This is a genomic window from Vulcaniibacterium tengchongense, assembly GCF_003814555.1.
In the GTDB taxonomy this organism is placed as follows: Bacteria; Pseudomonadota; Gammaproteobacteria; order Xanthomonadales; family Xanthomonadaceae; genus Vulcaniibacterium; species Vulcaniibacterium tengchongense.
On the sequence record NZ_RKQN01000002.1, the window covers coordinates 593251 to 617490 of the forward strand.

The window sequence follows — 24240 nt, forward strand, 5'->3', positions numbered from 1 at the left end:
GGGAAACGGTTCGACAGCCGGCAGGAAGGGGGAAGGGCGATGGTGGACGTCGAGTTCCGCGTGGTGGCCGATCGCCGTGAGGGCCTGTTGCTGGCGCTGGGGCAGACGGTGATCGCCTGCGGCTTCACCCTGCTGCGCCAGCGCATGGTCGGCAGCCATGAAGGCGTGGTGCTGACCATGCTGGTGCGCGGCCCGGACGCGCAATTGCTGCAGCTGGAGGACCGCCTCGGCGCGCATCCGCTGGTGCGCAGCTTCGAGGCGGCGCGCCCCGACGCGCCGCCGGCGAGCGCCCCCGCCGTGACCCCGGCCGCGGCGCAAGCGGCGGCGCCGGACGCCGGCCGGATCGAGGCGCTGTTGCCGCAGCTGGCGCGCGACTACCCGAACATCTTCATCCCGCTGCTCGCGCTGGAACGCGAGCTGCCGCCCGAGCAGCGCGAATCGACCCTGCGCTACATCGGCCAGCGTGTCGGCGCCTGGGTGTACAAGCGCGACTTCGCGCTCGGCGGCCGCCTGGCGCTGCACGACGCGGTGCGCCACATCGCCCTGCCGGCGCTGCGCCAGATCGTCCAGGCCGAGCTGCACGAGGACGCGCTGAAGGTGCGCAACAGCCCGTTCTGCCACCGCGGCGAGGCCGGCGCGTGCTGCCATTTCCTGCGCGGCATGCTCGGCGGCCTGCTCGGCGACGCCCACGGCGGCGAGCACCTGCACGTGGTCGAAAGCCAGTGCCGCAACGCCGGCGCCGCGCTCTGCAGCTTCGAATTCCGCGCCTGATCCGCACCGCACGCGCGCGCCCGTCCGTTTCCGTTCCACCCACCCGAGCCGAGGGAGGCCCGCCATGCCGCACGAACATGCCGTCCAATGCGTCCACGACCCGCTGCTGGTCGCGCTCTCGTACCTGGTCTCGGTGCTGGGCTCGTTCACCGCGCTGCAGCTGGCGGTGGCGATCCCGGCCGCGCGCGACGCGCGCCAGCGCTGGCGGGCGATCGTCGCCGCCGGCGCGGCGATGGGCGGCGGCGCGATCTGGGCGATGCACTTCATCGCGATGATCGCCTGCAAGATGGACATCCCGGTGAGCTACCACGTCGGCCTGACCGTGCTGTCGGCGCTGATCGCGATGGTCTCGTGCATGGCCGGCCTGGCGATCGCCAGCGCCGGCGTGTTCGGCTGGGGCAAGCTGGTCGTGGCCGGGCTGTTCATGGGCCTGGGCGTGACCGGCATGCACTACTCGGGCATGGCGGCGATGCTGATGCCGGCCACCACGCACTACGACACCGGCCTGGTCGTCGCCTCGGGGGCGATCGCGGTGGCCGCCTCGATCGCCGCGCTGTGGCTGGCGTTCAACCTGCGCGGCTGGCTGCAGATGTTCGGCAGCGCGCTGGTGATGGGCGTCGCGGTGTGCGGCATGCACTACACCGGCATGGCCGCGTCGCGCTTCGTGCCCGACGGCAGCGGCGCGGCGCCGGCGGGCGGCCTCAGCGGCGCGCACCTGGGCCTGAGCATCTTCCTGGTCACCAGCGTGCTGCTCGCCGCGGTGCTGGCGATCAGCCTGGTGCGCCAGCGCCAGCGCGCGATGGTGCAGATCTGATCGGAGCGCCGGCCCGTTCGCGCGGCCTCGCGCGGCGGGCCGCTATCATGTCGGCCCGGCCGCAAGGCCGGCAACCTCCAGGATTCCGGCCATGAGCACCGACGCCGCCCGCGCCCAGGACCGCAGCATCGAACTGATCCTCGCCTACTACGCCGCGTTCAACCGCGGCGACTGGGACGGCATGCTCGCGCTGCTGGACGAGGCCGTGGTCCACGACTTGAACCAGGGCCAGCGCGAGACCGGCCGCGCCGCCTTCGCCGCATTCCTGCGGCGGATGGCGCGCTGCTACCGCGAGCAGCTGCACGACATCGTGGCGATGGCCGCCCCGGGCGGCGAGCGCGCCGCCGCCGAGTACGTGGTGCACGGCGAGTACCTCGCCGACGACGAAGGCCTGCCGCCGGCGCGCGGGCAGAAGTACGTGCTGCCGGGCGGCGCGTTCTTCGAGATCCGCGACGGCCGCATCCGCCGGGTGAGCAACTACTACAACCTGCAGGACTGGATCGCGCAGGTGCGCTGAAGGCGAGCATCGCCCCGGGCTGCGCCGGCCGGCGCCGCGTGCCTGCGGTCTTGCTTTTCGTTCGAACGCGCCGCGAGGACGCGTGCCCGCCCCCGATGCCTGTTCAAGCCGCGCGGCGATGCGGCTTCGGCGCGGACCGATCGTTTGCGTTTTGCCCGGCCTGAGGCAAGGAACGCATCGGCGCGCCGTGGCCGCGATTGCCTAACGCATTCTTAGCCCGGGCGCGCTTAGAGTGGCGCGCCGCTTCCGCACCCGACCCGCCGCGCCGATGGTCCGACTGCCGCGTTCCGCCCCGTTCTGGACCGCCGCGCTGGCGTTGCTGCTGTCCCTGCTCCTGCTCGGCCACCGCGGCATCTGGGACCCGGACGAGGGCCGCTACACCAACGTCGCGCTGAACATGCTCGACAGCGGCGACTGGCTCAACCCGCGCCGCAACCACGAGGTCGGGCACTGGACCAAGCCGCCGCTGACCTATTGGGCGATCGCCTCGAGCGTCGCGGCGTTCGGCGTGAATCCCTGGGCCGCCCGCCTGCCGGCGGCGCTGTCCTACCTGCTGTGCGTGTGGCTGGCCTGGCGCATCGCCCGGCGCCTGCGGCCCGGTTGCGAGAACCAGGCGGCGCTGATCTACGCGACCATGCTGTTCACCGTCGGCGCGGCGCAGCTGATCACCACCGATTACCTGCTCGCCGCCGCCGAAACCCTGGCGATGTGGGCGTTCGTCGAGGCCCGCTTCGGCCCCGGGGCGGCGCGGCCGCGACGCTGGATCGCGCTGATGTGGGTCGGCTTCGCGCTCGCGTTCCTGACCAAGGGACCGCCGGGCCTGTTGCCGCTGCTGGTGGTGCTGCTGTTCGACGCGGCGCTGCCGGGGCGGCGCGAGCACCGCGCGCTGCAGTGGTCCGGGCTGCTGCTGTTCGTGCTGCTGGCGCTGCCGTGGTACGTCGCGGTGATCCACGGCAACCCCGGCCTGTTCCGCTACTTCATCGGCGACGAGGTGGTGAACCGGGTCACCACCAACGAGTTCGGCCGCCATGGCGAGTGGTACGGCTGGCTGCAGGTCTACCTGCCCACGCTGCTGCTGGGCACCCTGCCGTGGACGCCGGCGCTGCTGCGCTGGGCGCGCACGCTGCCGGCGAGGGTGCGGCCGTGGTGGCGCGACCCGCCGCGCCGCGCCGCCGACGCGGCCTGGTTGCTGCCGTGCCTGTGGCTGCTGCTGCCGTTGCTGGTGTTCTGCCTGGCGCGCTCGCGGCTGCCGCTGTACATCCTGCCGCTGTTCGTGCCGCTGGCGGTGATCGCGGCGATGCAGCGCCACCAGGAGGGCCGCGCCCTGCCGCGCTGGCCGCGGCTGGCGCTGTGGGCCGCGCTGCTGCTCGGCCTGCAGGCCGTGGCCGGGTTCTGGCCGACGCACAAGGACGCGGCGGACTGGGCGCGGGCGATCCGCGCGCGCGCCGGCGCCGTGCGCGAGGTGGTGTTCGTCGAGGACATGGCGCGCTACGGCCTGCACCTGCATCTGGGCCGCGGCGTGGAGATCGAGAAGATTTCGCTCGAGCCGCTGCCGCAGCCGCGCTTCAACCCGCCCTACGACGAGCCGCTGGCGACCGAGCTGGCCGAGCACGAGCCGCACGTGGTCTGGATTTGCAAGGCCGGGCGGTGGCCCGCCTTGCGCGCGCGGATCGCCGCCTTGGGCTACCAGGCCTCCGCGCTGGGGACGCCGTACCAGGGGCGGGTGATGTTCCGGGTGTCGAAGCCGAGGCCTTGAGAACGAGGAACGGGCCGCGAGGGAAGAGCCCGTCGCGCCCCGGTTTCCAGTACCCCTTCACTCGCGCCCCGCGCCAAGCCACTGCCCCAGCCCTTCGCCGAGCAGCAGCCGGGTCACCGCGGCGCGTTCGGCCAGCGGCTGCGCGCGCACCACCTCGAGCAGCTGGCCGACCGCGCGGCAGCGCGCGTCGTGGTCGTCGCCGGCCAGCGCCGCGGTGAAGCCGTCGTGCAGCAGCGCCGCGCGCACGCCGGCGGCCTTCAACGCCTGCCGCGCCTGCGCCGGGTCGTAGGGCTGGCGCGGGCTCTGCGCCGCGCTCACCACCAGCACGGCGACGGCGTCGGCGAAGCGCGCGCGGGTGTCGTCGCCCAGCCGGCCGGACAGCTGCTGCAGCCGCTCCAGGCCCGGCTCGCCGCGCGGATCGAACAGCGCGCACAGCGCCTGCGCGTCGCGGGGCGACTGCGCGCTCGCGTGCAAGGCCTGCAGCAGGCCGTCGAGCGCGGAGTCCGGCGCCCGCAGCAGCAATTCCTCGCCGCTGGCGAGCACGGCCGCGGGGTCGAGGCCCCAGGCGTCGAGCGGCGGCGGCTGCGCGGGCGCAGACGTGGGCGCGGCCGCGAGCAGCAGCGGCAGCCAGCATGCGGCGGAACGGCGGCGAAGCGTCATCGTGATCTTTCCTGCGACCGGCCGACTGTAGCCGCCGGCGACTGAATCCCCGCATCCTGCCGCATGCGGCGCACGCCCGGCGCCGGCTGTCCATGCGTTCCGCGAGGTATCGCGAGCGGCCGCAGCGCAGGCCGGCGCGGCCACCGGCGGCAGGGGCGTCGCCGCAGCGCCTGACGCATTCGGGGCGCGTCGCCCGCCCACACCGCGACCGCGTTCCGACGCCGCGCGGGAGCGGAAGCGGCTTCCCGCGGCCGGGGCGTCACGCCCCGCGCTCGCAGCGCAGGGCCTCGCCCGGGCGACGTTCGCCCGCCGCGCGCGCCGCGACCAGGCTGAAGGCGACGATGCCGAGCACCACCAGCGCCGCCCCGAACAGGGCGCCGCCGCGCGGCCAGGCCTCGCCCAGCCACAACACGCCGATCAGGGTCGCGAACAGGATCTCGGCGGCCTGCATCGCCTCGGCGGCCGCCAGCGCGGTCGGCTCGCGGCGGACCATGCCGGTGGCCTGGAAGAACAGCACCGTGGCGACGATGCCGGCGCCGAGCGCCACGCCCGCGGCCAGCCACACCTGCCCCGCCGAAGGCGCGCCGGCCTGGGCGTACGCATACGCCGCCACCGCCCACCACAGCGGCTGGCTGGCCAGGGTCATGCCGAACACGCGCTGGGTGGCGTTGAGCTCCGGCAGGCCGCTGCGCGCGTGGGCGCGCTCCAGGTGCAGCAGCAGGCCGCGGTTGCCGAGCGGATAGGCGAACGCCGCCACCGCCACCAGCGCCAGCGCGAACCAGCCCTGGCGGTCGAGCGCGCCGCCGCCGTGGCCGAACTGCAGCAGCAGCACGCCGAGCACCACCACCGCGCCGGTCGTCAGCGCCGGCAGCGGGATGCGCGCGCGAGGGTCGCGCGCGCCGCCGCCCCGGTACAGCAGCGGCGCGCACAGCATCCCCGCGATCACGGTCAGCTGGAACGTGCCGGCGACCAGCCACGACGGCCCGCTCGCCGCGGCCCAGCTCAGGCAGACGTAGAACAGCACGAAGCCGATGCCGCTCCACAGCAGCCACGGCCCCGGCTGGGCGCGGATCGCGCGCCACACCGGCGCCGCGCCGCCCTGCCACGGCATCAGCGGCAGCATCAAGGGCAAGGTGATCAGGTAGCGCAGCGCCGCGGTCCAGGCCCAGTGCCCGCCGTCGACCGCGGCGGCGCGGTTGAGCACGTAGGTGCAGGTGAAGAAGAACGCCGACGCCAGCGCGATCGCCACCGCCGCCAGCGCCCGCCGGCGCGGCGTCATCCGCGCCTCCGCACCGGGATGCGATCGGCGGGCACGCGCACCTCGTCGACGCCGCCGCTGCGGATCGGCGTGCCCGGCGGCGGGCCCCAGGCCTGGGCGTAGATCACCTCCCAGGTCGCGGGCAGGCGGCCGTCGCGGCGGAAGGCCTCGTAGGCCTGCGCCGCGCGGGCGAAGCGCGCGCGCCCGGTGAGGCTGCGGCGGCGTTCGCGCAGCGCGTTGGTCGCGCCCAGCGCGCGCAGCTCGCGCATCAGGTGCGCGAGGTCCGGATGGCCGAGCACGAACTCGTCGCGGTCCAGCACCGGGTTCTTGAAGCCGGCCGCGATCAGCGCGTCGCCGAACTGGGCGATCGACGCGAACGGGCTCACGTGCGGCGCGTCGTCGGCCTGGGCGAAGGCCTCGCGCAGTTCGTGCAGCGTGTCAGGGCCGAAGGTCGAGACCAGCAGCAGCCCGTCGGGCTTGAGCACGCGGCGGAAGCCGGCGAACACCGCCGGCAGGTCCTCGACCCATTGCAGGCACAGGTTCGAGAACAGCACGTCGACGCTGGCGTCGCGCAGCGGCAGCGCGCGCGCGTCGGCGCAGACCGGCGCCGGGCGGCGCGCGAACGGGCGCCAGCCGCCGGCGTGGCGGCGCGTCTGCCGCAGCATCGGCAAGGCCAGATCGAGCGCCAGCACCTGCGCCTTGGGCCAGCGCCTCTGCATCGCGGCGGCGGCATGGCCCGGGCCGCAGCCCAGATCGACCACCCGCTGCGGCGGCGCGCGGCCGAGCGCCGGATCGTCGAGGTAGTCGAGCTGCTCCATCAGCCGCGCGCCGACTTCGCGCTGCAGCGCGGCGGCGCCGTCGTAGCCGTGCGCGGCGCGCGAGAAGGCGCGGCGGATCTGGCGGTGGTCGAAGGGATCGGTCATTCGGGATCGGCGGGATCGAAAGGGAGCGCCGGAACGCTCGTGGGGGGAGGCGAATGGGCGGCCGACATTGTCCTCCGGCGCGGCACGCGGCTGTTCCACCCAGTCACGTACGCAGCCAGGATTACCGGGTTGCGCGGCCCCCGGCGGCAGGGATGCCGCCGGGAAGCCTGCATGGACGTACTCACGGCGTGGCGCGCAACGCGGTATCCCTGGCCGCTTGCGCGACCTTGCGAAAGCATTCGTTGGTGGCCAGGCACATCAAGGCAGGGCGCGCATGAACGCGTCGATCTCGGCCGCGACCTGGTCCGCGGCGCCGAGGAACGGCGCGTGCCCGGCGCCGGCGATCACCACGCTGCGCGCCTGCGGCGCCAGGGCCGCCGCGGCCGGCATCGCCCCGGGCGGGATCAGGCGATCGCGGCGGCCGGCGATCCACAGGCTCGGCACCGGCAGCCGCGACAGCTCGGCGCGCGCGTCGAACGTGTCCAGCAGCGCCAGGCCCTCCTGCAGCGCGCGTTCGGCCGGTTCGCCGCGCGCGAACGCCTGCCGCTTCAGGTCGCGCAGTTCTTCCTGCGCATGGGTCGAACCCAGCGCCTCCAGCGCGAGAAAGCCCTCCAGCGTGCCGCGGAAATCGCGCCGCAGCGATTCGCCGAACTCGCCGAACAGCTGCGGCGCGACCCCATGCGGCCAGTCGGCGCCGGCGACGAAGCGCGGCGAGGACGCCACCATCACCAGCCCGCGCACGCGGCCGGGGTGGTCGAGCGCGGCGCGCAGCGCGAACTGCCCGCCCAGCGACCAGCCCAGCCAGACCGCGTCCGGCACCCGCGCGACCAGCTCGGCCGCCAGCGGCGCCGGCTGCAGCGGGGTGTCGTCCTCGCGCGCATGGCCGTGGCCGGGCAGGTCGACCGAGTGCAGGGTGTAGCGGTCGGCCAGGCGCTCGGCCAGCGGCGCGAACAGCTCGCCGTGCATCGCCCAACCGTGGATCAGCGCCAGCGCGGGGCCCTGCCCGCGCGTTTCGATGTGCATGGTGTCGTACGTCTTCGCTTGCTAGGCCCTGCCCCGCTGGCGGGGCTGGGCCGGGGTGGTGCGCAACGCCGCCAGCGCGGCCAGCGCCTCGTCGCGGCGCGCGGCCGCGACCAGCAGATGATCGTGGTGGAAGCCGGCCAGCACATTGCACGGTATGGCGCGTTCGGCCAGCGCGCGCGCGACCGCGGCGGTCAGCCCGACCGCCTCGAGCGCCGAATGCACGCCCAGCGTCAGCCAGGCGGCGACGAAGCCGTAGCGCAGGCCGAGCGCGTCGGCATCCTCGCGCCGCAGCACGTAGCTGGGGCCTTCGGCCTCGTGCACGACCGCCTGCGCCAGCGCGGCCAGCCGCGGATCCGGCGCGGGCGCGGCGACGAACACGTACTCGTCCGGGCGCGCCTGCACCTGCAGGGTGGCGAGCATCGCCGCCAGATCGGTTTCGCCGCTCACCGATGCGCCCGCGATGCGCCGCGCGCGCGACGCTGCCGAAGCGATCCGCCGAGGGCCATCGGCCGGCTCACAGGAACAGCAGCACCGGCGCCCGGTCCGCGGGGCGCGGCGGTTGCGCATGCGCCGGATCGCTACGGTCGCGCGCCTGCGCCAGCGCCTCCACCAGCCCGTCGACGTCGCCAACGCCGTGCAGCGCCGACAGCGTGACCCGCAACCGCGCACGGCCTTCCGGCACCGTCGGCGGACGGATCGGCGCGACCCAGTAGCCGGCCTGCTCCAGCGCCTGCGCCATCGCCAGCGCGCGCGCGTCGTCGCCGCACAGCACCGGCTGGATCGGCGTGTGCGAATCGAGCAGGTCCAGGCCATGCCGGCGCGCGCCGTCGCGGAAGCGCGCGATCAGTTCCTCGAGCCTGGCGCGGCGCCAGTGTTCGGCCCGCGCCAGCCGCACCGCGGCCAGCGCGGCCGCGGCCAGCGCCGGCGGCAGCGCGGTGGTGTAGACGTACGGGCGCGCGGTCTCCGCCAGGTGGCCGATCAGGTCGGCCTCGCCCAGTACCGCCGCGCCGTAGCCGCCCAGCGCCTTGCCCAGCGTGGCCAGCTGCAGCGGCACGTCGTCCGGGCCGAGCTTGGCCGCGGCCACGCTGCCGCGCCCGTCCGGGCCGACCACGCCGACGCCGTGCGCGTCGTCCACGTACAGCAGCGCCTTCTGCACCCGGGCCACGAGCGCCAGCTCGCGCAGCGGCGCGACGTCGCCGTCCATGCTGAACACCCCGTCGGTGGCGAGCATCGCCGCGCCCTCGGGCAGGCTGCGCAACTGCCGGATCGCGCCCTCGGCGTCGAGGTGCGGATAGCGGCGCAGGCGGCAGCCGGCCAGGCGCGCGGCGTCGATCAGGCTGGCGTGGTTGAGCCGGTCCTGCACGCAGACGTCCTCGTCGCCGAGCAGCGCCTGCACCACCGCCAGGTTCGCCATGAAGCCGCTGCCGAACAGCAGCGCGCGCGGGTAGCCGAGCCAGTCGGCCAGTTCGCGCTCCAGCGCCTCGTGCGCCGCGTGGTGGCCGCAGACCAGGTGCGAGGCGACGCCGCCGGCGCCCTCGCGCGCGGCCGCGTCCTGCAGCGCGTTCGTCACCGCGAAGTGCTGCGACAGGCCGAGGTAGTCGTTGCCGCAGAAGTTCAGCAGCGAGCGGCCGTCGACGGTGCAGCGGGCGCTGTCGCGGTGGCTCACCACGCGGCGCACGCGCGTGCGCCGGGCCGCCTCGCGCTGCGCGCGCGCGGCGGCGATGCGCTCGCGCCAGGACGGGCGGCTCATGCCGGCCCCGCCGCGGCGCGGTCAGGCGGCGCGGCCTCGCGCCGGCGATTCGACGATATCGGCATGGACGGTCTCCCCCTGCTCGACCACGGGCATCGGGCGCAGGCCCAACCGGGCGAACAATGCCATATCCCGCTCGGTGTCGGGGTTGCCGGTCGTCAGCAATTTCTCGCCGTAGAAGATGGAGTTCGCCCCGGCCAGGAAGCACAGCGCCTGCAGCTCGTCGCTCATCGACTCGCGCCCGGCCGACAGCCGCACCATCGAGCGCGGCATCAGGATGCGGGCGACCGCGATCGTGCGCACGAACTCGAACGGGTCCAGCTCGGCGGTGCCGGCCAGCGGCGTGCCCTCGACCCGGACCAGGCGGTTGATCGGCACCGAATCCGGGTGCGCCGGCAGGTTGGCCAGGGTCTGCAGCAGGCCGGCGCGCTGCTCGCGCGACTCGCCCATACCGACGATGCCGCCGCAGCAGGTCTTCAGCCCGGCGTCGCGCACGTGCGCGAGCGTGTCCAGCCGGTCCTGGATCTCGCGGGTGTGGATGATCCGGTTGTAGAACTCCGGCGCGGTGTCGAGGTTGTGGTTGTAGTAGTCCAGCCCGGCGTCCTTGAGCGCGCGGGCCTGCTCGCCGCTGAGCATGCCCAGGGTGGCGCAGGTCTCCAGGCCCAGCGCCTTCACCTCGCGGATCATCGCCGCGACCTTGGGGATGTCGCGGTCCTTCGGCGAACGCCAGGCCGCGCCCATGCAGAAGCGGCTGGCGCCGGCGGCCTTGGCCTGGCGCGCCTTCTCCAGCACCGCCTCGGTGCTCATCAGCTTGGTCGCCTCCACCCCGGTGTGGTAGCGCGCCGCCTGCGGGCAATAGCCGCAATCCTCGGGGCAGCCGCCGGTCTTGATCGACAGCAGGGTGCTGACCTGGACCTGCGCCGGGTCGAAGTGGGCGCGGTGCACGCCGGCGGCGCGGTGCAGCAGTTCCGGGAACGGCAGCTCGAACAGCGCCCGCACCTCGGCGCGGGTCCAGTCGTGGCGCAGGACGGGGCGTTCGCTGACGGCGGGCATGGGCGTTTTCCGACGGCTCCGGCGAGGCAGGCCGGGCAGTCTGGTGGGCATGGCCGCACCTGTCAACCAAACCTCATCCTTCCAAGTTGACAAGGCCGCAACCGCGCCGGCGCCCGCGCCCGAGGCCGCCGCGCCGCAATCCGGCAGTCAGGTGCCGGGCGCCGGCACCGGGCCGGCGACGTCGCCGCGGCCTCGCGCGAACCATCCCGCGCTGCGCCGCTGGCTCGATCGCATCGGCCTGGCCCTGTGGCCGCCGCGCTGCCTGCTCTGCGCCGAACCGGGCGAGGCCGGGCGCGACCTGTGCCGCGCCTGCCACGCCGCGCTGCCGTTCGCCGGGCCCGCCTGCGTGCGCTGCGCGCTGCCGCTGCCGGCGCCGGCCGAGCTGTGCGGCGCGTGCCTGCGCCGGCCGCCGCCGCAGGCCAGCGCCCACGCCGCCTTCGTCTACGCGTTCCCGCTCGACCGCCTGCTGCCGCGCGCCAAGTTCCATGGCGACCTGGCCGGCGCGCGCCTGCTGGCGCAGCTGATGGCGCCGCGCTTCGCCGCCGCGGAGCGGCCGCAGGCGCTGCTGCCGGTGCCGCTGCACCGCAGCCGGCTGCGCCGGCGCGGCTACGACCAGGCGCTGGAGCTGGCCCGGCCGCTGGCGCGCGCGCTCGAGCTGCCGCTGCGCGACGACCTGCTGCGGCGCGTCCGCGCGACCGCGGCGCAATCGCGGCTGGACGCGGCCGCGCGCCGGCGCAACCTGCGCGGCGCCTTCGCGGTGCGTGCCGGCGTCCCGCTGCCGGCGCACGTGGCGGTGTTCGACGACGTGATGACCACCGGCGCGACCGTCCATGCCGCCGCGCGCGCGCTGCGCCGCGCCGGCGTCGCGCGCGTCGACGTGTGGGTGTGCGCTCGGGCGCCCTGACGCGAGGCGTGGGGCGCGCGCGAAAAACGCATGCGCGCCTCCCGCCGCCCGTTTCCGCGCCCCCGCTTCTCAACCCGGTGCGCGCAGCGCCAGGTCCGCGGCGATGCCGGCGAACACCGCCAGCCCGACCCAGTGGTTGTGCAGGAACGCGCGGAAACAGGCCGCGCGCTCGCGCCGGCGGGCGATCGCGAACTCGTACGCCACCAGCAGCGCGGCCGCGGCCAGCCCGGCCCAGTAGCAGCCGCCCAGCGCCGCGCGCTGGCCGACCAGCGCCAGCGCCACGAAGAAGAGCCCGTACAGCACGCCCTGCGCGACCAGGTCGAGGTCGCCGAACAGGATCGCGGTGGACTTGCTGCCCATCTTCAGGTCGTCCTCGCGGTCGACCATCGCATACCAGGTGTCGTACGCGGTGGACCACAGGATGTTGGCCAGGTACAGCAGCCAGGCCAGCGCCGGGACCTCGCCGCGCACCGCCGCGAACCCCATCGGGATGCCCCAGCCGAAGGCCATGCCCAGATACACCTGCGGCAGGTAGGTGTAGCGCTTCAGGTACGGGTAGCTGGCCGCGAGCGCCACGCCGACGAAGCTCAGGTACACGGTCAGCCGGTTCGTGGTCAGCACCAGCGCGAACGCGGCCAGCATCAGCGCCGCGAACACCGCCAGCGCCTCGCGCCCGGAGACCGCGCCGGTCGCCAGCGGCCGCTCCTTGGTGCGCTCCACGTACGGGTCGAGCCAGCGGTCGGCGTAGTCGTTGATCACGCAGCCGGCCGAGCGGGTCAGCCACACGCCGAGGCTGAAGACCACCAGCGTCCACCACGGCGGCACGCCGCCGGCGGCCAGCCACAGGCCCCACCAGGTCGGCCACAGCAGCAGCAGCCAGCCGATCGGGCGGTCGCCGCGCATCAGCTTCCAGTACAGCCGGAGCCGGGTCTGCCAGCGCGGCGCGAGCGGGGGGGCGTAGCGTTCGTAGGTCATCGGGGGACGTCGGAAGGGGCCGGCGGCGAGCGTCGGGGCGCGGGTCGGCGCCGCGGCAGCGCGCGAACGCGCATTTGCCGTTAGAATGCCAGGTCCGCGCGGCGCGATCTCCAGGATCGGCCGGCGCGGATCTCAGCCAGGCGCCCGTAGCTCAGCCGGATAGAGTAGTGGCTTCCGAAGCCATTGGTCGGGGGTTCGAATCCCTCCGGGCGCGCCATCCCGTGCGAAGCGCACGGGAGCGGCACGTATACTGGCTGGCGCGCGCGGCCGCACCCTGGGTGCGGCCGTTTGTCGATGGCTATGCGGGCGCCTCGCCAGGGCGTGCGCGACAGGGTGGGTTTGTGCGCAACTACGACCTCGAATTCCTGAAGAAATTCTCGCTGGTGATCGGCTTCCTGATGCTGGTCACGCTCGGCCTGATCCTGGGCGCGCTCTACCTGCACCACCAGCTGCCGCCGGAGGTCGATCCGAGCGCGGTCAAGCGCACCCAGGAGCGCATCGCGCCGGTCGGCGCGGTCTACGCCGGCGCCACCGGCGCCGCCGCGCAGCAGGCCGCCGCCGCGGCCGCCGCGGCCAAGGCCGCCTCGCAGGTCGCCTACGGCGGCACCCTCGATGGCCAGGTGATCTACAACAACCTGTGCACCGGCTGCCACACCTCCGGCGCCGGCGGCGCGCCGACCCTGGACCAGGCGCATTGGGGCCCGCGCCTGGCCAAGGGCAAGGAGACCCTGCACAAGCACGCGATCGAGGGCTTCACCGGCACCGCCGGCGTGATGCCGCCGAAGGGCGGCAACCCGGCCCTGACCGACGAGCAGGTCGTCGCCGCGGTCGACTGGATGCTGGCCAACCTCAAGTAGGCCGCACCGGCCACGCGATTCGACGACGCCGCCTCCGGGCGGCGTCGCCGTTTGTGCGGGTCGCGAATTGCCGCCGCGGGCGCCGCCGCGCGACCCGCCATCGACGAACGCCGCGGCCTCGCCGCAGGCGAACTCGAGCGCGGCGCGCCCGGCGCGCAGGAGGCATGGCGGCGCGACGTTGCCGCGCCGCGCGTCTGCGCACCGTCCGGCGCTTCGCTTCCGGACCCGCGCGTCCGTCGCATGCGCGCAAGGCACCGGTCGCCGTGCCGACCTGCCGTTCCAAACGGAATAACGAAGCGCGCATGCGCGACCCCGTATCATGCGCGCATGAACACGCCCGCCTTCCCCACGTCCGGCGCGGTGCCGCTGCTGCTCGACGGCCCGGCCGGGCCGCTCGAACTCAGCGTCGAGGCGCCGGAGGCGCCGCCGCGGCCGGCGGTGGCGATCGTCTGCCATCCGCTGCCGATCGAAGGCGGCACCATGCACAACAAGGTCGTGACCATGACCGCGCGCGCGTTGCGCGAATGCGGCCTGGCCACGGTGCGCTTCAACTTCCGCGGCGTCGGCGCGTCCGCCGGCAGCTTCGACGAAGGCCGCGGCGAGGCCGACGACCTGCGCGCGGTCGCCGCCTGGGTGCGCGCGCAGCGCCCGGACGCGCAGCTGTGGCTGGCCGGCTTCAGCTTCGGCGCCTACGTCACGCTGAAGTGCGCGGCCGGGCTGAAGCCGGCGATGGTGATCTCGATCGCCCCGCCGGCGGCCGGCCGCGCCTGGGACTTCGGCGAGATCCTGCCGCCGGACTGCCCGTGGCTGGTGATCCAGGGCGACGCCGACGAGATCGTCGATCCGCAGGCGGTGTACGACTGGCTCGACGGCCTCGCCCCGCTGCGCCGGCCGCCGGAACTGGTGAAGATGCCGGACACCGGCCACTTCTTCCATCGCCGCCTGATGGACCTGCGCGGCGCGATCAAGAACGGCATCAAGGCCCATCTGCCGCCGGCCGCCGACGGCCGCACCGACGCATGAGCGCGCCGGCGCCGCAGCCCGCGCCCACGCCGACGCCGCCGTCCGCCGCCTACGCCGGCGGCGCCGCCCGCGGCGAGTGGCAGGACGACCCGGCGCAGCACCCGGCCCTGCGCGAGCTCGACCGCCTGCACGCGGCGCTGCTGGACCCGCCGCGGCCCGGCCTGCTCGACCGGCTGCGCGGCCGGAAGCCGCCGGCGCCGCGAGGGCTGTACCTGTGGGGCGGCGTCGGCCGCGGCAAGACCTTCCTGATCGATCTGTTCTACGACACGCTGCCGTTCGAGGACGTCGCGGCCGAAGGCCATGCCGGCGCCGTTCCCCCGCCAGGCGGGGAAGCGGGCGACCGTTCGCGCCTGCCCGCCGCGCCGGCGCGCGGCGCCGCCCCGCGCAAGCAGCGCACCCACTTCCACCGCTTCATGCGCGAAGTGCACGCGCAGCTGCGCGCGCACGCCGGCGAACGCGACCCGCTGGCGACGATCGCGCACGACTGGGGCCGGCGCCTGCGCGTGCTGGTGCTGGACGAGTTCTATGTGGTCGACATCGGCGACGCGATGCTGCTCGGGCGCCTGCTCGAGCGCCTGTTCGCCGAAGGCGTGGCCCTGGTCACCACCTCGAACACCGAGCCGAAGCACCTGTACAAGGACGGCCTGCAGCGCGAACGCTTCCTGCCGGCGATCGCGCAGATCGAGGCGCATTGCAAGGTGCTGCACCTCGACAGCGCGCACGACTACCGCCTGCGCGCGCTGACCCGCTCGCCGGTGTACCGCGCGCCGCTGGACGCGCAGTCCGACGCCTGGCTGGCCGAGCGCTGGCGCGAGCTCGCCGCGGCCTGCCCGCGCGAGGCCGGCCCGCTGCGCATCGACGGCCGCGCGATCCCGGTGCGCGCGCTGGCCGAGGGCCACGCCTGGTTCGACTTCGCCGCGCTGTGCGAAGGCCCGCGCGCGGCCAGCGACTACATCGAGATCGCCACCGAGTACCACACCGTGCTGGTCGGCGGCGTTCCGCTGTTCGACGGCCGCAACGACGACGCGGCGCGGCGTTTCGTGCACCTGGTCGACGAGTTCTACGACCGCCACGTCAACCTGGTCTGCACCGCCGCCGCCGCGCCGCCGGCGCTGTACGTCGGCGGCAGGCTCGCGGCGCTGTTCGAACGCACCGCCTCGCGCCTGGTCGAGATGCAGTCGGCCGAATACCTGGCGCTGGAACATCGCGGTTGAACGCGGCCGGCCTGCGGCGCGCGGGGCGCTCCGCATTCGCCTGCGCACTGCTGGCCGCGGCCGCCGCGTGCGGCGAACGGCGCCCGGCGCCGCCGCTGCGACGGGCGTTCGCGCTGGCCGCGGGGCAGCGCGCGCAGGCGCACGTGCCCATCCGCGAACCCGGGCCGTACGCGCTCCAGCTCGCCGACCCGTAATGCCGGCGCCAGGCGCGCGCACGCGCGCGCCTGGCGTTCGGCGGGCGGCCGCGACGTCGGCACCGACGCGGTGCCGGTGGCGACCGTGCGCCGGCGGCGCCGCTGCGGCGGACCGTGCGCGCGCCGGAGCCAAGTGCGTGGGCGTGCTGTCGGAGCTGGCGCGGCCGCGCCTGTCGCCCGGCGACTTACGCCGGTCGGGGCCCGCGTCGCCGCGGCCGCCGCCGGGGTGCGGGAACGGCCGGTGCGGCTGGCCTCGGTCGAGGCCTGCGCCGGCCAACGACGTGGGCTACGCGCGCCGGGCCTGCCCGCGCGCCGTCCGGCCGCGCAGGACGGATAGGACCGCGTAGACCAGCACCAGCGCCGCCAGCGACGTGGCGATCGCCGCCCATTCCTTCGCGCTGAGCGTGGTCAGGATCGCCCCCATCGTCAGCACCGCCAGCGCCGGGACCGTCGCCCCGCCGGGCAGGATCAGCGGCGCACCCGGGCCGCGCAGGTCGAGCGCCTGCGCGCGCCACGCGGCCAGCGCGACCGCGGCGAACACCAGACAGATCGCGCCGCCGGAAATCAGCGCCAGGGCCTCGAAGCTGCCGGCCACCGCCAGCGCCGCGGCGATCGCCGCATGCGCGAACAGGCCCAGCCGCGGCACGCGATGGCGCGGGTCGACCCGGCCGAACGCGCGCGGCAGGTAGCCGTCGCGGCCGAGCGCGAACAGCAGGCGCGAGGACGAGAACAGGTTGCCCATCAGGAAGCCGAGCATCGACACGCCGGCCGCGGCGAGCAGCGCCGCGCGCGCCGGCGACCACAGCGCCCCGGCCGCGTCGGCCAGCGGCGCGCGGCTGCCGGCCAGCGCCGGCCCGAGCGCGCCCTGCGCGACCGCCTGCAGCGCGACGTACAGCAGCACCACCAGCGCGATCGCCGCCAGGGTCGCGCGCGGCACGTGCCGCGACGGGTCGCGCACCTCGCCCGAGGGCACCAGCGCGGTCTCCATGCCGGAATACGCGAACACCGTCAGCACCAGCGCCGACCCGAACGCGCCCCACGACGGCAGTGCCCGCGCGTCGAAACCGAGGTCCGCGCCGACCAGCCACAGCCCGAGCCCGGCGAGCAGGAACAGCGGGGTCAGCTTCAGCGTCGCCAGCAGCACGATCGCGCGCGCGCCGAGCCTGACCCCGAAGGCGTTGAGCGCGAACAGCGCCGCGTACGCGGCGACGATCAGCGCCGCGCGCGGCGCGCCTTGGGCGAACGCCGGCCAGGCCTGCGCCGCCTGCCCGGCCAGCGCCGCGGCCACCCCGGCGCTGGAGGCGACGTTGCAGATCCACATCAGCGCACCGGCGAGGAAGCCGGCGAACGGGCCGAAGCCGGCGCCGACGTAGGTGTACGGCCCGCCGGTCGCGGTGGCGCGGCTGCCGACCGCGGCGAAGCACAGCGCGGTCGGCACGATCGCCAGCGCGCCGGCGACGAACGCCAGCGGCGCGGCGGCGCCCAGGCGCGCGGCCAGCAGCGCCGGCATCACGAAGATGCCGGCGCCGACGATGATGTTGACGATCGACGCCCCGAGCTGGAACGGCCCCAACGCCCGCACCAGCGCGGCCTCGCCCTGCAGCGGCGGAGAGGTCGGGCGGACGGCGTCGGTCATCGGCGGGGGCTCGTGGCGGGAAAGCGCGCGAGCATGACACACGCGCCGGGGCCGCCCAAGCGGCGCATGCCTGGATGGCGGGCTCCGGTCTCAAGAGGTAGATCCCCTCCTGCCGGAGGGCTGATATCGCCAACCGGAAGCCTGCTCCATGAAAGGAAGCGCCATGCACGAGAATACGCGCTTGCCCCCGAAGGGCCGGGAGGTGCCGATCGAGCGCCCTCGGTCCGGCCAGCGGGTAGCGGGGGGCCGCCCAGGCGACGGGCCTGTCGGGGACGAAGGTGCGCACGTGGCGCCGGTTTCGACAAGCCAGGGGCTGCAGGACCGCAGCAGCCGGCTTCGCCGCCGCCCATGGGCGATGGCGCCCGGGCGGCGGGCGCGAATCGAGCCGGTGCGTCGGCTGCGCAGGACCGGACAACGGATCGCCAGCGCGATACCCGCTCATCCGTTGTCGCGGTCCTTGGCCTTGAACCCCTGTGGTGCCTGGCCATGAGCGCGGCGCCGCAGGCGGTCCTGTCGCCGTGCCGCGCCAGCGGCCGGCCGTCGATGATCAGGCTCGCGTCGCCGCTGGCGATCGGGAACACGCCCTGGCACTTCGGGCACTGCACCGGGTCGCCCGCCCGCGCCACCGCCTTGCCGTGGATGCCGGTCTCCGCCGAACCGGTCAGCACTGTGCCGCCGTGGTCGGTCTTGTCGCCGACGACGATGAAAGGCTTCGACATCTCACGCGGCGGATGCAGCCTCCGCCGGGTGCGAGGGACCACGGCGCGATTCGGCGTCGATCTCCGGCGGCCATTTCACTTCCGGCGCGAAGCGCATCGCGATGTAGTGGCCGATGCCCCAGGGAATGAACAGCCAAAACATCAGTAACGTCAAAGGGACATTGAACGCCCAGGCCAATGGACTCATTCGCCGCCTGGTTTCCCGCCCTTCCTCGGTCGGGTCCAGGAAGCGCATGTACTCGAAGAAACTGCGCCGGAAGGTGACCTCCTGCCGTCGCGGCGGATATGTCGGCAACCCTTCTGGTCCATGTTCCATGTACGTCCGGCAGTACGCCCACATGTTGTACAACTCGGCCGTGGTCGGGTGATTGCCCTTCAATTCGAACCGGTCCACCACCTCGTTCGTGCCCGGCTTGCAGCTCACCAGCCACAGCGAGAAGCGTTGGATGTACGCCTTGCCGTTGAAGCCCGCCTGCCGGTGCAATTCGGCCTGCAGGGTGTCCCAGTCGAACACCTTGACGGTGGTCGGCCACTTCTTGAACGGGTTCATGCCGTAGGCATGCTCGTAGACGTAGACCTTGCGTTGAGTGCGGTTGAGACGGACAGGACGATCCCGGGGAATTGAAAGGTCGGCTTTAAGCAGTAGAAAAACTATGCTGATCGCCAAGGCCGCCATAAAAGGCCATGCCAGCATAGGCACAATCATCTCGCGGCCGACCGTCCACATTGCATACGCCAAGAACCCGAGCATTAACGGAAAGAAGAAGATTCCCAAAACCCCGAAAAGCACACCGATACCACGCATCAGCGTTGATGTTCTTGACACCTCCAGATATGTAGCGTCCATCGCATTGACATCGCCGTGCACCATCTTCGGCGCGCGATCCAGCGGCGCATCCCGCTCCGGAAGGTCCTCGTACCAGTGCGGATGCTCGGGCACCCGCTTCGACTCGCCTTTCGCCATGGTCAGTCTTCGTCTCTCAGTTCCACGCTCGCGCGCGCTGCGGTCGGCATAGCCCGGCCAGCGTGGTTCCACTATTACTTGCCTGGGCCACATCAGGCCCCGCCGTCGCCACTGACCAGGAGCCGGCTCAGTCGTTCCGCGTCGCGGCCGGCCGGTTCTACTTTGATCGAGGCCGGAAGGAAGTCCACATTCCTCTCGACATGGCAGTAAGCGGCGGGAGCGTTAATTGCGCCCGGACCCGGGCCATAGTCCGGGGCCTATCCAAAGAATGGGCACACACCATCACCCCTTACGCACCAATCTATCTATCTGACGCAGATCACGGAAAATTATTGATTATTACACCGTGACTCGCGAACCCCACGATGCCGCTTTCAGCAAAGACCAGAAGACAGCGAGTGTAGGCGATTATGTAATTGACCTCGCGTCGGGAAAGATGCTTGGCATGGCCGAGGACATCAAGACAACCGCCGAATCTTGTCTTCCATTTCCCGGCAAGCAATCCGGACTGGAACGCCTTCCGCAACCCTGATCCTGCGCCGCACCGGGCGGATAGAGCTACGCATCGCGACAATCTTCCGCCCGCACGCGCGCGGATGCATCACCGGTCAGTTTGGCGAGGACCGCTACGGACACAGGCTGGCCGCCACCGCTCCCGGCGCGAGCTGATTCGCGGGGAGGAAGCTACTCCGCCTCTTCCGGCGGCGGCACGATCGCGCCCGGGTCGAGCGCGAGGCGGCTGGCGATCAGCACCGCCTGGGTGCGGTTGCTGGCGCCGAGCTTGCGCAGGATCGCGGTGACGTGCGCCTTGACCGTGGCCTCGGACACGCCCAGCTCGTAGCCGATCTGCTTGTTGAGCAGGCCGGCGCCGAGCATCTGCAGGACGCGGAACTGCTGCGGGGTCAGGTCGCGCAGGCGGCGGGCGGCGTCGTGCTCGTCGTCGGCCGCCGCCGGCGCCGACAGCGCCGCCGGCGGCGCCCAGCGGTCGCCGTCGAGCACGCTGGCCAGGGCCTGGCCGAGCGTGGCCGCGTCCGCCGACTTGGGGATGAAGCCGACCGCGCCGTGGTCGAGCGCGCGCCGCATCACCGCCGGCTCCTCGCGCGCGGACACCACCACGATCGGCAGCTGCGGATGCAGCGCGCGCAGGTGCACCAGCGCGGAGAAGCCCTGCGCGCCCGGCATGTTGAGGTCGAGCAGCAGCAGGTCGGCGTCGGGCTCGCTCTCGACCAGCGCGTACAGCGCCTCGACGTTGTCGGCCTCGCGCAGCTGCGCGTCCGGCAGCACGCGCGCGACCGCGCCGCGCAGCGCCTCGCGGAACAGGGGATGGTCGTCGGCGATGAGCAGAGTGGACATGGGGGATGAGGACGTCGCCTTCCTTGCTTGCGTGGAACGGAACGGCCGAGCCGCGTGACGGACGTGCTGCGCCGGAGCCCCTCCCCCGGCTTCCCCCCGCGGCGCGGGGGGAAGCGGTGCTCACGGCACGCGCCGCTCCTTGACCAGCGACTCGACCACCGACGGGTCGGCCAGGGTCGAAGTGTCGCCGAGCTGGTCCGGCGCGTTCTCGGCGATCTTGCGCAGAATGCGGCGCATGATCTTGCCCGAGCGCGTCTTCGGCAGGCCCGGCGCCCACTGCAGGTGGTCCGGCGCGGCGATCGGGCCGATCTCCCGGCGGACGTGCGCCACCAGTTCCTTGCGCAGCTCCTCGCTCGGCGCCTCGCCGGCGACCAGGGTGACGTAGGCGTAGATGCCCTGGCCCTTGAGGTCGTGCGGGAAGCCGACCACCGCCGCTTCCGCCACCTTCGGGTGCGAGACCAGCGCGCTCTCGACCTCGGCGGTGCCGATGCGGTGGCCGGAGACGTTGATCACGTCGTCGACGCGGCCGGTGATCCAGTAGTCGCCGTCGGCGTCGCGGCGGCAGCCGTCGCCGGTGAAGTACATGCCCGGGTAGGTGCGGAAGTAGGTGTCGATGAAGCGCTGGTGGTCGCCGTAGACCGTGCGCATCTGCCCGGGCCAGGAATCGAGCAGCACCAGGTTGCCCTCGGCCTCGCCCTCGAGCAGCTTGCCGTTGGCGTCGACCAGCGCCGGGCGCACGCCGAAGAACGGCTGGGTCGCCGAACCCGGCTTGAGGTCGGTCGCGCCCGGCAGCGGCGAGATCAGGATGCCGCCGGTCTCGGTCTGCCACCAGGTGTCGACGATCGGGCAACGGGCGTCGCCCACCACCTCGTAGTACCAGCGCCAGGCTTCGGGGTTGATCGGCTCGCCGACCGTGCCGAGCAGGCGCAGCGAGGCGCGCGAGGTCTTCTTCACCGGCTCGTCGCCGTCGCGCATCAGCGCGCGGATCGCGGTCGGCGCGGTGTAGAAGATGGTCACCCGGTGCTTGTCGATGACCTCCCAGAAGCGCGACACGCTGGGATAGTTCGGCACGCCCTCGAACACCACCGCGGTGGCGCCATTGGCGAGCGGGCCGTAGACGATGTAGCTGTGGCCGGTGACCCAGCCGACGTCGGCGGTGCACCAGTAGACGTCGTCCTCGCGCAGGTCGAACACCGCTTCGTGGGTATAGCTGGCGTAGACCAGGTAGCCGCCGGTGGTGTGCAGCACGCCCTTCGGCTTGCCGGTGCTGCCGGAGGTGTAGAGGATGAACAGCGGATCCTCGGCGTTCATCCGCTCCGGCACGCAGTCCTCGCTCTGGCCGTCGATCACCGCGTCGTACCAGCGGTCGCGCGGCATCTGCATGTCGACGGCGGCGCCGGTATGGCGCACCACCAGCACGGTCTCGACCGAATTGGTGCCGGGCAGCTTCAGCGCGGCGTCGACGTTGGCCTTCAACGGCACCTTCTTGCCGCCGCGCAGGCCCTCGTCGGCGGTGATCACCAGCTTGCTGCCGCAGTCGGCGATGCGGTCGGCGATCGACTGCGGGGCGAAGCCGCCGAACACCACGGAGTGGACCGCGCCGATGCGCGCGCAGGCCAGCATCGCGGCGATCGCCTCCGGGATCATCGGCAGGTAGATGGTGACGCGGTCGCCCTTGCGCACGCCCAGCGCGCGCAGCGCGTTGGCCAGCCTGCACACGCGCGCGTGCAGCTCGCGGTAGCTGATGCGCTGCGCCGGCTTGGCCGGGTCGTCCGGCTCGAAGATCAGCGCGGTCTTGTCGCCGCGCCCGGCGAGGTGGCGGTCCAGGCAGTTGACGCTGGCGTTGAGCTCGCCGTCCTCGTACCAGCGGATGTGGAAGTCGTCGAGCCGGTAGCTGACGTCCTTGATCCGGGTCGGCTTGCGGTACCACTCCAGGCGCTCGGCGACGCGGCCCCAGAACGCCTCCGGCTGCGCCACCGACTCGGCGTAGAGCCGTTCGTAATCCTCGCGCTTGATCCGCGCGCCGGCGGCGAACTGCGGATCGATCGGATGGACGGCAGGGGTTGGGGTCATGAGGCGCTCCGGACGTGATCTCGTCGTGACGGCCGCGCGGCGGCGGCGTTCGCGGGCGTTCCAGTGTGCCGCATTCGTCGCGGCGGCCCGCCGCGGGCCGGGCTAGACGATAGTCGTAGGCGCCAAACGCCGCGCGGCGCCGCCGCATCGCCGGCGCCGGGGCGCGCGCCCGCGGCGCGGCGCCAAGCGCTTGAAAGCGCGCGCGTTTGCGGCCGCTTCCGCCGCCGCCGCGCCGGCGCCGCGCGCCGCATCCACCGTCGGCGGCGTACGACCAATGGGGAATGGTGATGCGCCGCGATGGCCTTGCAGGCTGGCGCGGACCGTGCTCGTCGCGCGGCGGTTCTTCGCGTACGTCCCCATTCGGTTCCTTCGGGAGGGAATCATGTCCACACGCACGACAATGCCGGCGCGCCGCCACGCGTCGATCCGGCGTCGCCCGCTCGCGGCCGCGCTGCTGGTCGCGCTCGCGCTGCCGGGCGCGGCCTTCGCCCAGACCGCGAAGGAAAAGGAGCTGGAGGCGCGCGTCGCCCAGCTCGAAGCCATGGTCCGGCAGCTGATGGCGCAGCAGCAACAGCAGCAGGCGCAGATCGGCCAGGTGCAGAGCGCGCAGGCGGCGGCGCCGGCCGCGCCGGCGGCCCCCGCCCAGCCGGCGCTGCAGAGCACGCCGATCATGGCCACCGCCAACCCGGGCACGCGCTTCACCTACGGCGGCTTCATCAAGCTCGACGCTTCGGTCACCCAGACCAACGACGGCGACATCCCCGACGGCACGGTCGGGCGCCTGTTCTACGTGCCCAAGGCGATCCCGGTCGGCGGCGGCCGCACCGGCGAAGGCGGCGCCGACACCGACATGGGCGTGAACTTCTCGCGCTTCTGGTTCGGCGCCGACACCGACCTGGACAGCGGCGACAAGCTCAAGGCCTACCTGGAATTCGACCTGTTCGGCGGCGGCAGCACCGCCTTCACCGGGAACGAGGTCGCGACCAACACCTACGCGCTCACCCTGCGCCACGCCTACGTGCAATGGAACAACTGGCTGGCCGGCCAGACCTGGTCGAACTTCCAGGACACCGCCGCGCTGCCCGATACCGTCGATTTCCTCGGGCCGACCGAGGGCACGGTGTTCGTGCGCCAGGCGCAGCTGCGCTACACCCAAGGCCCGTGGTCGGTGTCGATCGAGAACCCGGAGACCGTGTACACGCCGTACCAGGGCAACATGGCGCAGGTCTCCGGCGACGACGGCGCGGTGCCGGACGTCACCGCGCGCTACACCGCCAAGGGCGACTGGGGCCACTTCGGCATCGCCGGCCTGGTGCGCCAGCTCAGGTACCAGAACGGCGCGCTCGGCATCGACGAGTCCGGCACCGGCTACGGCCTGAGCGTGTCGGGCAAGCTCAACATGGGCGCCGACGACGACCTGCGCTACATGATCACCGGCGGCAGCGGCATCGGCCGCTACGTCGGCCTGGCGCTGAACAACGACGCGGTGCTCGACGCCGACGGCGACCTGGAGAACATCGACCTGGTCGCCGGCTTCGTCGGCTGGCGCCACGTGTTCAGCCCGAAACTGCGCGGCAACGTCTTCTACTCGCGCGCCGAGTACGACAACGAGACCGCGCTCACCGGCTTGGGCATCACCAAGTCGGCGCAGTCCGCGCACCTGAACCTGATCTATTCGCCGCTGCCGAAGCTCGACCTCGGCGCCGAGCTGATCTGGGGCCAGCGCGAGCTCGAGAACGGCGACCGCGGCGAGCTGCGCCGCCTGCAGACCCACGTGAAGTACAACTTCTGACGAGGCCGGCC

Annotated in this window: 22 protein-coding genes and 1 tRNA gene; 10 read left to right on the top strand and 13 right to left on the bottom strand. The window is 73.4% G+C overall.

Translation table 11 applies throughout. The annotated features are described in order from the left end of the window. Positions 1-39 precede the first annotated feature (39 nt). From EDC50_RS09065 to EDC50_RS09080, 4 genes are all read left to right on the top strand, one after another. Positions 40-771: a V4R domain-containing protein gene (locus tag EDC50_RS09065; RefSeq protein ID WP_123770157.1), complete on the top strand. Its 732-nt coding sequence runs from the start codon at positions 40-42 to the stop codon at positions 769-771. 64 nt (positions 772-835) lie between these two features. Beyond that, on the top strand, positions 836-1585 hold the full coding sequence (locus EDC50_RS09070; protein ID WP_123770158.1) for an MHYT domain-containing protein: 750 nt from the start codon (positions 836-838) through the stop codon (positions 1583-1585). A 91-nt stretch (positions 1586-1676) separates the two neighbouring features. Then, a complete protein-coding gene (locus tag EDC50_RS09075; protein WP_123770159.1) occupies positions 1677-2102 on the top strand; it encodes a ketosteroid isomerase-related protein in 426 nt (141 codons plus the stop codon). 268 nt (positions 2103-2370) lie between these two features. Next, entirely contained in the window at positions 2371-3858 is a 1488-nt protein-coding gene (locus tag EDC50_RS09080; RefSeq protein ID WP_123770160.1) for an ArnT family glycosyltransferase, read from the top strand. A 57-nt stretch (positions 3859-3915) separates the two neighbouring features. Here the strand turns inward: EDC50_RS09080 and EDC50_RS09085 are convergent, their stop codons facing one another. The 7 genes from EDC50_RS09085 to bioB all read right to left on the bottom strand — a co-directional run bounded on the left by EDC50_RS09085 (position 3916) and on the right by bioB (position 10525). After that, positions 3916-4518: a hypothetical protein gene (locus EDC50_RS09085; protein WP_123770161.1), complete on the bottom strand. Its 603-nt coding sequence runs from the start codon at positions 4516-4518 to the stop codon at positions 3916-3918. Between the two features lie 259 nt (positions 4519-4777). Continuing rightward, positions 4778-5797: a multidrug resistance efflux transporter family protein gene (locus tag EDC50_RS09090; RefSeq protein ID WP_123770162.1), complete on the bottom strand. Its 1020-nt coding sequence runs from the start codon at positions 5795-5797 to the stop codon at positions 4778-4780. Further along, positions 5794-6699 carry a malonyl-ACP O-methyltransferase BioC gene (bioC, locus tag EDC50_RS09095; protein WP_123770163.1) on the bottom strand — a complete coding sequence of 302 codons (906 nt, stop codon included), beginning with the start codon at positions 6697-6699 and terminating at the stop codon, positions 5794-5796. The genes EDC50_RS09090 and bioC overlap by 4 nt, the downstream gene beginning before the upstream one ends. Before the next feature lie 258 nt (positions 6700-6957). Continuing rightward, the gene (bioH, locus tag EDC50_RS09100) at positions 6958-7722 is read right to left on the bottom strand and encodes a pimeloyl-ACP methyl ester esterase BioH (RefSeq protein ID WP_123770164.1); all 765 of its coding nucleotides are present in this window, start codon (positions 7720-7722) and stop codon (positions 6958-6960) included. Positions 7723-7743: 21 nt separating this feature from the next. After that, positions 7744-8169, bottom strand: coding sequence for an ACT domain-containing protein (locus EDC50_RS09105; protein ID WP_123770165.1), 426 nt, complete (start codon positions 8167-8169; stop codon positions 7744-7746). Between the two features lie 67 nt (positions 8170-8236). Then, positions 8237-9472, bottom strand: coding sequence for an 8-amino-7-oxononanoate synthase (bioF, locus tag EDC50_RS09110; RefSeq protein WP_123770166.1), 1236 nt, complete (start codon positions 9470-9472; stop codon positions 8237-8239). A 21-nt stretch (positions 9473-9493) separates the two neighbouring features. Further along, the gene (gene bioB / locus EDC50_RS09115; RefSeq protein WP_123770167.1) at positions 9494-10525 is read right to left on the bottom strand and encodes a biotin synthase BioB; all 1032 of its coding nucleotides are present in this window, start codon (positions 10523-10525) and stop codon (positions 9494-9496) included. A gap of 49 nt (positions 10526-10574) precedes the next feature. Here bioB and EDC50_RS09120 point away from each other — a divergent pair, with 49 nt between their 5' ends. Further along, positions 10575-11429, top strand: a complete 855-nt coding sequence (locus EDC50_RS09120) for a ComF family protein (RefSeq protein WP_123770168.1) — start codon at positions 10575-10577, stop codon at positions 11427-11429. Positions 11430-11498: 69 nt separating this feature from the next. On the opposite strand, the gene ubiA is transcribed toward EDC50_RS09120, so the two are convergent. Next, on the bottom strand, positions 11499-12404 hold the full coding sequence (gene ubiA / locus EDC50_RS09125; RefSeq protein ID WP_123770169.1) for a 4-hydroxybenzoate octaprenyltransferase: 906 nt from the start codon (positions 12402-12404) through the stop codon (positions 11499-11501). 140 nt (positions 12405-12544) lie between these two features. Here ubiA and EDC50_RS09130 point away from each other — a divergent pair. The 4 genes from EDC50_RS09130 (at position 12545) to zapE (ending at position 15498) form a co-directional block, all read left to right on the top strand. After that, positions 12545-12621: transfer RNA gene (locus tag EDC50_RS09130), tRNA-Arg, on the top strand. 124 nt (positions 12622-12745) lie between these two features. Further along, positions 12746-13261, top strand: coding sequence for a c-type cytochrome (locus EDC50_RS09135; protein WP_123770170.1), 516 nt, complete (start codon positions 12746-12748; stop codon positions 13259-13261). 327 nt (positions 13262-13588) lie between these two features. Then, positions 13589-14284, top strand: a complete 696-nt coding sequence (locus EDC50_RS09140; protein WP_123770171.1) for an alpha/beta hydrolase — start codon at positions 13589-13591, stop codon at positions 14282-14284. Beyond that, on the top strand, positions 14281-15498 hold the full coding sequence (gene zapE / locus EDC50_RS09145) for a cell division protein ZapE (RefSeq protein ID WP_123770172.1): 1218 nt from the start codon (positions 14281-14283) through the stop codon (positions 15496-15498). Before EDC50_RS09140 ends, zapE begins: the two co-directional genes overlap by 4 nt. 480 nt (positions 15499-15978) lie before the next feature. On the opposite strand, the gene EDC50_RS09150 is transcribed toward zapE, so the two are convergent. From EDC50_RS09150 to acs, 5 genes are all read right to left on the bottom strand, one after another. Then, positions 15979-17328: an APC family permease gene (locus tag EDC50_RS09150; protein ID WP_123770173.1), complete on the bottom strand. Its 1350-nt coding sequence runs from the start codon at positions 17326-17328 to the stop codon at positions 15979-15981. Then, positions 17325-18047, bottom strand: coding sequence for a PAAR domain-containing protein (locus tag EDC50_RS09155; protein WP_242003115.1), 723 nt, complete (start codon positions 18045-18047; stop codon positions 17325-17327). The genes EDC50_RS09150 and EDC50_RS09155 overlap by 4 nt, the downstream gene beginning before the upstream one ends. A gap of 1 nt (position 18048) precedes the next feature. Next, positions 18049-19011, bottom strand: a complete 963-nt coding sequence (locus tag EDC50_RS09160) for a DUF6708 domain-containing protein (protein WP_123770174.1) — start codon at positions 19009-19011, stop codon at positions 18049-18051. A gap of 684 nt (positions 19012-19695) precedes the next feature. Next, entirely contained in the window at positions 19696-20364 is a 669-nt protein-coding gene (locus EDC50_RS09165) for a response regulator transcription factor (protein ID WP_123770175.1), read from the bottom strand. 120 nt (positions 20365-20484) lie between these two features. Continuing rightward, complete coding sequence (gene acs, locus EDC50_RS09170; RefSeq protein ID WP_123770176.1) at positions 20485-22437, bottom strand: acetate--CoA ligase; 1953 nt, start codon at positions 22435-22437, stop codon at positions 20485-20487. Between the two features lie 382 nt (positions 22438-22819). Here acs and EDC50_RS09175 point away from each other — a divergent pair, with 382 nt between their 5' ends. Beyond that, on the top strand, positions 22820-24229 hold the full coding sequence (locus EDC50_RS09175) for a DcaP family trimeric outer membrane transporter (protein WP_242003056.1): 1410 nt from the start codon (positions 22820-22822) through the stop codon (positions 24227-24229). Positions 24230-24240 lie beyond the last annotated feature (11 nt).